The sequence below is a fragment of the Arthrobacter sp. ISL-28 genome, from assembly GCF_018613875.1.
In the GTDB taxonomy this organism is placed as follows: Bacteria; Actinomycetota; Actinomycetes; order Actinomycetales; family Micrococcaceae; genus Arthrobacter.
On record NZ_JAGGPJ010000059.1, the window covers coordinates 1 to 7,049 of the forward strand.

Here is a 7,049-nt window from a genome sequence, read left to right on the forward strand (position 1 = left end):
ACGTTTCGGCGTCCGTGGAGCTGTTCCACCGCGTGAACCAGCAGGACTTCGACGCCTGCGAACGCTGCCAGCCGGCCATGGGCTCGAAGGTCTACGCCAAGGGCGGCGTGCTGGTCCCCAGCGAGCACCACATCGGCGCCTTCCACGACTGGATCCAGGAAAAGGTAGGCGACGTCGTGCCGGCCACCTAAGCCTGGCGAAATCTGAAAGTGGCCGGGTCTGGCGGAAGGCAGGCCCGGCCACTTTCTTGCCGTGGTGGAGGCGACTAACGCTATCCGCCGCTGCCGGGGTGGTTCAGGGGGTCGAGGAGTTCGGCCAGGTGCAGGCTCTTGCGCTCCGGTTCGAGGTGTTTGACCTGCATCGCACAGCTGAATCCATCGGCCAGCACCGGAACGGCTGAGGGAGTGTTTTCGAGCGCGGGGGCCAGGGCCTGCTGCGCCACCTTGACGGAGATGTCGTAGTGGTTGGCTTCAAAGCCGAAGTTGCCCGCGACACCGCAGCACCCTGTTGCTTCCGAGACATCCGCTACTCCAAGGGCTGCCAGCGCCTTGCGCTGAACCGCGGCCCCGAAAGTAGAGTATTCGTGGCAATGGGTCTGCACCGTTACGGCTGACGGCATGGCAGGGGGCTTCCAGCCGCCGTCGACCCATCCCTTGACGGCTTCGGCAAAGCTCTGGATCCGGCCCGAGACCCTTTCGGCTGCCTCGGTGCCGAGGAGTTCCGGGGCGTCCTTCTTCAGCGCGGCCGCGCAGCTGGGTTCGATGACAACGATGGGTGCATCGCTCCCGTCATCCAGCTTTGCGACGGCCTTGCCCATGATCTTCTTCGCAGCATCGAGCTGGCCTGTAGAGATCCAGGTCAATCCGCAGCAGGCGTCCGTTTCGCACGAGACTTCCCTGCCCGTGCTCGCGATGACACGGGCGGCTGATCCGGCTACCTCGGGCCGGAAGCCCTTGGTAAACGAGTCAACGAAAAGTACCGCGCCGGCGTTGGCCCGCTTCCCGTCAAAGGGAGCGACGGCGTCACGAAGCATCTTCCCGGAAGCGAACTTGGGCATGGTCCGCTTTGTGGTGAGGCCGCCTGCCGCGGCAACAACCTTGCCCAGCGGGCTTGCCAGCACGAGGTTGACCAACGGGCTGATGCGGCTAGTCAGCTTGAGCCAACGCGGCAGCCAGCCGAGCGAAAAATGAGACACGGGCCGGAGCTTGCCCTCGTAGTAGTGAGAGAAGAACTCCGACTTGTAGGTTGCCATGTCCACGCCGGCAGGGCAGTCGTTGGAGCATGCCTTGCACGCCAGGCACAGGTCCAGTGCTTCGCGGACGTCCTCTGACTCCCACCCTTCATCGACGGTCCGGGCGCCCCGCACCATGTCCTGAAGCACCCGGGAGCGGCCCCGAGTGGAATCCTTCTCATCTCCGGTGGCCCTGAAGCTGGGGCACATCACTCCGCCGGCATCGGAACGGCAGCGCCCCACCCCAATGCACGCCTGTACCGCGTGCACCCAGGGGTCGGTTCCGGCTTCGGCGGCTTGGACGGGACGGAGCTCGAAGTGGGTCCTCCACTCACGCTCCGGCACGCCCTCGAGCGCAAGGTTCGCATCAATCGGGTCCGGGTCCGTGATGGAGCCCGGGTTAAGGATTCCGGCCTGGTCCCACAAACGGCGGTAGGCAGCGAATGCGTCGAGCATCTCCGGGGAGTACATCACGGGCAGGAGCGCCGACCGGGCGCGCCCGTCACCATGTTCACCCGATAGGGAACCGCCGTGCTGCACGACGAGCTCAGCCGCGGCCTGCGTGAATTTGCGGTAGACGCTCCGGCCGCTCTCACTGCGCAGATCGTAGGTGATGCGGATGTGCATGCAGCCGGCGCCGAAGTGCCCATACATGATTCCGGTCAAACCGTACTCGTCCAGGAGCCGCCGGAAGTCGGAGAGGTAGGCGGCCAGATTCTGGGGAGCAACCGCTGAATCCTCCCAGCCTGCCGAAGATTCCCCGCCGCTTGCTGGCCGGGACGACAGGCCGGCCCCATCCTCCCGGACCCGCCACAGCGTTCCCCGCTCAACGATGTCAGGGACGGCCCTGCCGTCGACCAGCCTGCCATTTGCCGTCAGCCGCTTCAGGAGACTCGCGGCATTCCTGGCTACCTCGTCGGGATCGTCCCCGTCCAGGTCCACGTACAGAAAGGCCTTGCCCTTCGGAAGCCCTAGAACTGAATCGTCTCCGCGGCGCAGCCGCATGGTGTCGACAATGGCCTCGTCGATTCCTTCGACTGCCGCGGGCGAGAACTGGAGGATCGTCTCGATGTCGCGGGCTGCGTCGACGACGTCAGCATAGCCCAGGCAGACGAGCAGCGCGCTCGGCGCTTTGCGGACGAGCTTCATGCGGGCGCGGACAACAACGGCACAGGTTCCCTCGGAGCCCACAAGTGCCCGAGCAACGTTCAGGCCGTTCTCCGGAAGCAGGTGGGACAGGTGGTATCCGGAGACTTGCCGCTGTATGCGGCCAAGTTCGGTGCGAAACGCGGCCAGGTTGTTCGTGGCGAGTTCCTTCAGGCCTTCGCCCAGCTCGAATGCCCGTGAGACGGAGTATGCATCGGTCGGCTCAGTTGCGCGAACGCCGTGGTGTGACGCCGTGAGCTTTGCCCCATCGGAGGTGACTACATCAATCTCCAGGACGTGATCTGATGTTCGTCCGTAACGCACCGAGTGGTTGCCGCAGGCATCGTTGCCGATGGCACCGCCGATGGTGGCGCGGGTCTTCGAGGACGGGTCGGGGGCGAAGGTGAGGTTGCCGTCGGTGGAGCGTTCGGCTTCGCGGGTGAGCGTGGAGAGCACGACGCCAGCCTCGACGTCGGCCATCCCGGCAGCCTCATCAATGCCAAGAATTTTGTTCATGTGTCGGGAGAAGTCCAGCACAATGCCGGGGCCCACGGCATTTCCTGCCATCGATGTCCCGCCGCCCCGGCTGGTCAAGGGCGTTCCGGTTTCCCTGCAAGCGGCCATCACAGCGACGACGTCGTCGACGCTGCGGGGAAACACGACGGCCAGCGGCGGTACCCGGTAGTTCGAAGCGTCATAGGAGTAGGCTGCCCGCCGATGACCCGAAGAGTCGACCGCCACTCCCGCAGCCTCAAGCTTCGCCATGAGCAGGTCAAACTCCACGGACAATTGTTGATTGTTCACAATTCGTTATTATACAGCCCTTGGATTCCCCGCCCTCAACAAAGAGACTCAGCGCCGCGTGTACCCCATGTTGGCGCTGATCTGCAGCCCCGCCTGTTTCAGTGTCTCGAGGAGCCCCGGCGTGTTCTCAGGATCAAAACGGAAAGCCGGTCCAGAGATGCTGATGGCGCCGATCACCGACCCGACGTGGTTGAACACCGGGACGGCCATCGAATTGAGCCCGATTTCGAACTCTTCCCGGATCACGCAGTAGCCGTTGCGGGAGATGTCCAGGAGTTGGTTTTCCAGCTTTTCCCGACTGGTAATGGTCCGCGGCGTCCGGGCTGGGAGTCCCGTCTCCTTCAGGATCCGGTTCCGTTCATCGGCGGACAGCGCAGCCAGTAGGACCTTTCCGCTGGACGTGGCGTGCAGCGGGGTCAGGCTGCCCACCCAGTCGTACATAGCCAGTGTGGAAGGCCCCATGGCCTGGTCCACGTTGACGGCGTAGTTGGAGCGCAGCACGGCAAGGTTCACCGTTTCCTTGTATTCGTCCGCCAGGCTTTCCAGCACGGGCCTGGCCTCGCGGACCAGGCTCAGCCGCCCTGGTATGGAGCTGGCAAGCCGCAGAATCCCGAAACCCAGCTGGTACTTTCCCCGTTCGCTGTTCTGGTGGACGATGTCCCGGCCCACCAGGGATCCCATCAGCCGCGAGACCGTGGACTTGTGGATGCCCATCTCCTCGGCGATTTCGCTCACGCCCGCATGACCGTCCCTGGCCAGGATTTCCAGCACTGCGAGGGCGCGGTCCACGGACTGGACGCCGCCGGGCTGCGCTCCCTCGACGTCGATATCAGATTCGGGGTCAGCTTTCGAAGCCATCATCCATGCTCTCGAGTAGTTTCTGCGGCTCGCTAACGCCCACAAGGCCGGGGCGTAGCGTCCTCTCGGTTAGTTCCACTGCTTCGATCCTATGCTGGGAAATGTGACGCAGCTGACATTGCGTTAAGTGGCTTAACGCAAGTCCGTGAAATCAACGCAGTCACGGCGCATGATCACCCGAGGGAAGCCATTGATCACGGAGTCGGTCTCGGCAGCCTTGACGAACCCGGCTTCTTCGAAGAGCTTGCGGGTCCCGACATAGGCCATCGTAAGGTCGACCTTTTTGCCTTGATTATCGACCGGATATCCCTCGACGGCAGGTGCCTCATACGAGCGCGCGAAGTCCACGGCTCCCTGAAGCAGGTGATGGGAGATTCCCTTTCCGCGGTGCCCTGGGCGCACTCGAATGCACCACACCGACCACACATCGAGGTCGTCCACGTGGGGAATCTTGCGGTTGCGGGCGAAGCTGGTGTCCGAGCGTGGATGAACACCCGCCCAGCCCACCACCTCATCGCCGTCGTATGCCAGCACCCCAGGCGGCGGATCTTGCCCGACCAGTTGTCGTACGAGCTCCCCGCGTTCAGGTCCACGCAGCTCCAGGTTCTGCTTGGAGGGAATTCGGTAGCTCAGGCACCAGCACACGCTCGCATCGGGGTGCTTGGGTCCGACCAGCGTTTTCACGTCCTCGAACACGACGGCGGGACGAATTTCGATCACCATGTCGCCACCCTTTCACCGCTCTCCCGCACCGGCAAGCAGTTATCTGTCGTTTTGCCCTCTTCCATTCCCTTCCCGACGACGCCATGCCACACTTGGGTGATCTATCGAGTGGCTGGGGGATCCACGTCAGGAGATTGTCATGGGCGTTCCGCACACCTCCACTTCGTCCCTCGATTGGCGGTGAACAATTCATGATGATCGGATGGGCCTACCTCATGGCGGCAATCATGACTGTTGACTCGCTCATGCTCGGGTTGTTGTTGATGAACCTGAAGTGGCCGGAGCGCTGGAAGAAACACCGCTGAAGCCGGGGCGCCTCGACGGGTGACATGATCTCCCGGCCTGTATTCACAGCAGGCTGACAGTTTCCGAACAGCAGAGCCTTACCTTGGGGCTGCATCTTTGTGTGAAGGGCGGTGCAAACCAGCCGTTCTTCCGCAAAGAGCCGTTTCATACGGCGGATCGAGGAGACACAACATGTCACGCACGAAGAGAATCACGCTCGGCATCGCGGCCGGGGCCTTGGCACTGGGGGCCGGAATGGGAGTCACCGGTATGGCTTCCGCGGCCACGACGCCATCGCCCACACCGAGCTCCAGCGCATCCGCAGACAGCACGTTACCCGCCGAGGGCCCGGGCAGGCACGGCGGCCACAGGGGGGACGTCGGCCAGCTTGCTGCGGATCTCGCCTCCAAGCTGGGCGTCGAGGAGGCCAAGGTGACCGAGGCGCTCCAGGCGTTCCGGGAAGCGAACAAGCCTATGACGCCGCCGGCCGAGGGCAGCAGGCCCGACCGTTCAGCGATGGAAGCTGCGCTGGCGAAGTCCGTGGCGGCGTCGCTCGGCGTCGAGGAATCCAAGGTCAACGTAGCGCTGGAAGAGATCCGCGCCGCTGCCCAGTCTGAACGCGCGGCTGCCCTCAAGACTAAGCTGGACAAGGCTGTCAGCGACGGCACGCTGACCCAGTCCGAGGCCGACGCCGTGGCGAAGGCAGTCGAGAAAGGCGTGATCGGCGGAGGCGGCCACTAGCTGCAGCATGCCGGCGGCCCCGCCGGCTGAACGAAGAATCCCCCGGGGCACACACCCGGGGGATTTCTTTGCTTGCCGGACGCTCCCTCGCGTTTTGCTGTTGGATGCCGGACGCTCCCTCACCTTCTGCCGTGGAAGGGGATGCCGAACGCTCCCTCACGTTTTGCTGTGGATGCCGGACGCTCCCCCATACGTGAGGGAGGGTTTGGGTTTGGGGAGCGAGAGGTGAGGGAGCGTCCCGGTTTTGGGGGCGAAAGGTGAGGGAGCGTCCCGGTTTTGGGAGCGAGAGGTGAGGGAGCGTCCCGGTTTTGGGTGCGAAAGGTGAGGGAGCGTCAGGAGGGGGAGCCGCTACAGAACCTTGCGTATGCTCTCTTCGAAACTCGTGACGTGGTGCAGGGCGAGCTCGCCGGCCTTGTCGGCATCTCCTTCGGCGACCGCTTGGAGCAGCTCCACATGCTCCGAGATGTGGCCACTGATCGACGGGACCTTGTCCAGGACCAAGCACCAGATGCGCGTCGCGAGGTTGTCGTAGCGGATCAGGGTGTCTTCCAGGTGCGCGTTGGCGGCCGCGCGGTAGATCAGCCGGTGCACGGTCAGGTCATAGCGCATGAGATCCCGGGATTCCCCTGGGCCGGGGTCCATCTGCGAGATCTTCTGGGCGACGTCGAGCAGCTCCTGCCGCATAGCGGTGTTGGCCCTCTTGGCCGCGCGGCGGGCCGCAAGCGGCTCCAGGAGCTCGCGGATTTCCGAGACATCTGCGAGTTCCGTGAAGTCGACGGTTGTGGCGAAGGTTCCGCGGCGCGGATAGGAAATCACGAGATGATCCGTCTCCAGGCGCTTGATCGCCTCCCGCACCGGGGTCCGGCCGAAGCCGAGCTCGGCGGCCAGCTGGCCATCATTGATCGGCTCGCCGGGCCGGATTTCGAGCATGATCAGCTTGTCGCGCAGCTGCCGGTATGCCGCCTCGGCCTGGGACAGGACAGCGTCCTCTGTTAGGGGCAGGGCGGGAAGTGCGTTCATGGGAGCTGCTCCGTTCCTCGGTCCGGCGGGAGCGGACATCCAACTTTCGCTCCAGCTATTGACTCTGCTGTGACAGCAATCATACCATTGATCTCACGCTGATATATTAGTTACCTGAGCAATAGTATTTCAAAGGAGCATTCCGTGGTTGATCACTTGAACGACCGACTTTCCGCAGTCGATCCCGAGGTCGAGCAGGCCGTTGCCCGCGAACTGGGCCGCCAGCAGTCCACCCTCGAAA

The 7,049-nt window shown here is 63.7% G+C and carries 6 protein-coding genes; 2 read left to right on the top strand and 4 right to left on the bottom strand.

Going from position 1 to position 7,049, the window contains the following annotated elements; genetic code table 11:
• A partial coding sequence (locus J7E80_RS23440) for an SRPBCC family protein (protein ID WP_285291911.1) occupies positions 1–191 on the top strand: 191 nt, incomplete at its 5' end.
• An 80-nt stretch (positions 192–271) separates the two neighbouring features.
• Here the strand turns inward: J7E80_RS23440 and J7E80_RS23445 are convergent.
• The 3 genes from J7E80_RS23445 to J7E80_RS23455 form a co-directional block, all read right to left on the bottom strand.
• Positions 272–3,142, bottom strand: a complete 2,871-nt coding sequence (locus J7E80_RS23445) for an FAD-binding and (Fe-S)-binding domain-containing protein (RefSeq protein ID WP_215054599.1) — start codon at positions 3,140–3,142, stop codon at positions 272–274.
• An 87-nt stretch (positions 3,143–3,229) separates the two neighbouring features.
• Positions 3,230–4,039, bottom strand: a complete 810-nt coding sequence (locus J7E80_RS23450) for an IclR family transcriptional regulator (RefSeq protein WP_215054600.1) — start codon at positions 4,037–4,039, stop codon at positions 3,230–3,232.
• 132 nt (positions 4,040–4,171) lie between these two features.
• Positions 4,172–4,762, bottom strand: coding sequence for a GNAT family N-acetyltransferase (locus J7E80_RS23455; RefSeq protein ID WP_215054596.1), 591 nt, complete (start codon positions 4,760–4,762; stop codon positions 4,172–4,174).
• Positions 4,763–5,239: 477 nt separating this feature from the next.
• Here J7E80_RS23455 and J7E80_RS23460 point away from each other — a divergent pair, with 477 nt between their 5' ends.
• Positions 5,240–5,788, top strand: a complete 549-nt coding sequence (locus tag J7E80_RS23460; RefSeq protein ID WP_215054597.1) for a hypothetical protein — start codon at positions 5,240–5,242, stop codon at positions 5,786–5,788.
• Between the two features lie 348 nt (positions 5,789–6,136).
• On the opposite strand, the gene J7E80_RS23465 is transcribed toward J7E80_RS23460, so the two are convergent.
• On the bottom strand, positions 6,137–6,808 hold the full coding sequence (locus J7E80_RS23465) for a GntR family transcriptional regulator (RefSeq protein ID WP_215054598.1): 672 nt from the start codon (positions 6,806–6,808) through the stop codon (positions 6,137–6,139).
• Positions 6,809–7,049: the final 241 nt, after the last annotated feature.

Excerpts from the sequence above, each read along its gene's own strand:
- J7E80_RS23450 (WP_215054600.1), bottom strand. The coding sequence starts at position 4,039 with ATGGCTTCGAAAGCTGACCCCGAATCTGATATCGACGTCGAGGGAGCG.
- J7E80_RS23460 (WP_215054597.1), top strand. The coding sequence starts at position 5,240 with ATGTCACGCACGAAGAGAATCACGCTCGGCATCGCGGCCGGGGCCTTG.
- J7E80_RS23465 (WP_215054598.1), bottom strand. The coding sequence starts at position 6,808 with ATGAACGCACTTCCCGCCCTGCCCCTAACAGAGGACGCTGTCCTGTCC.
- J7E80_RS23445 (WP_215054599.1), bottom strand. The coding sequence starts at position 3,142 with ATGGCGAAGCTTGAGGCTGCGGGAGTGGCGGTCGACTCTTCGGGTCAT.
- J7E80_RS23455 (WP_215054596.1), bottom strand. The coding sequence starts at position 4,762 with ATGGTGATCGAAATTCGTCCCGCCGTCGTGTTCGAGGACGTGAAAACG.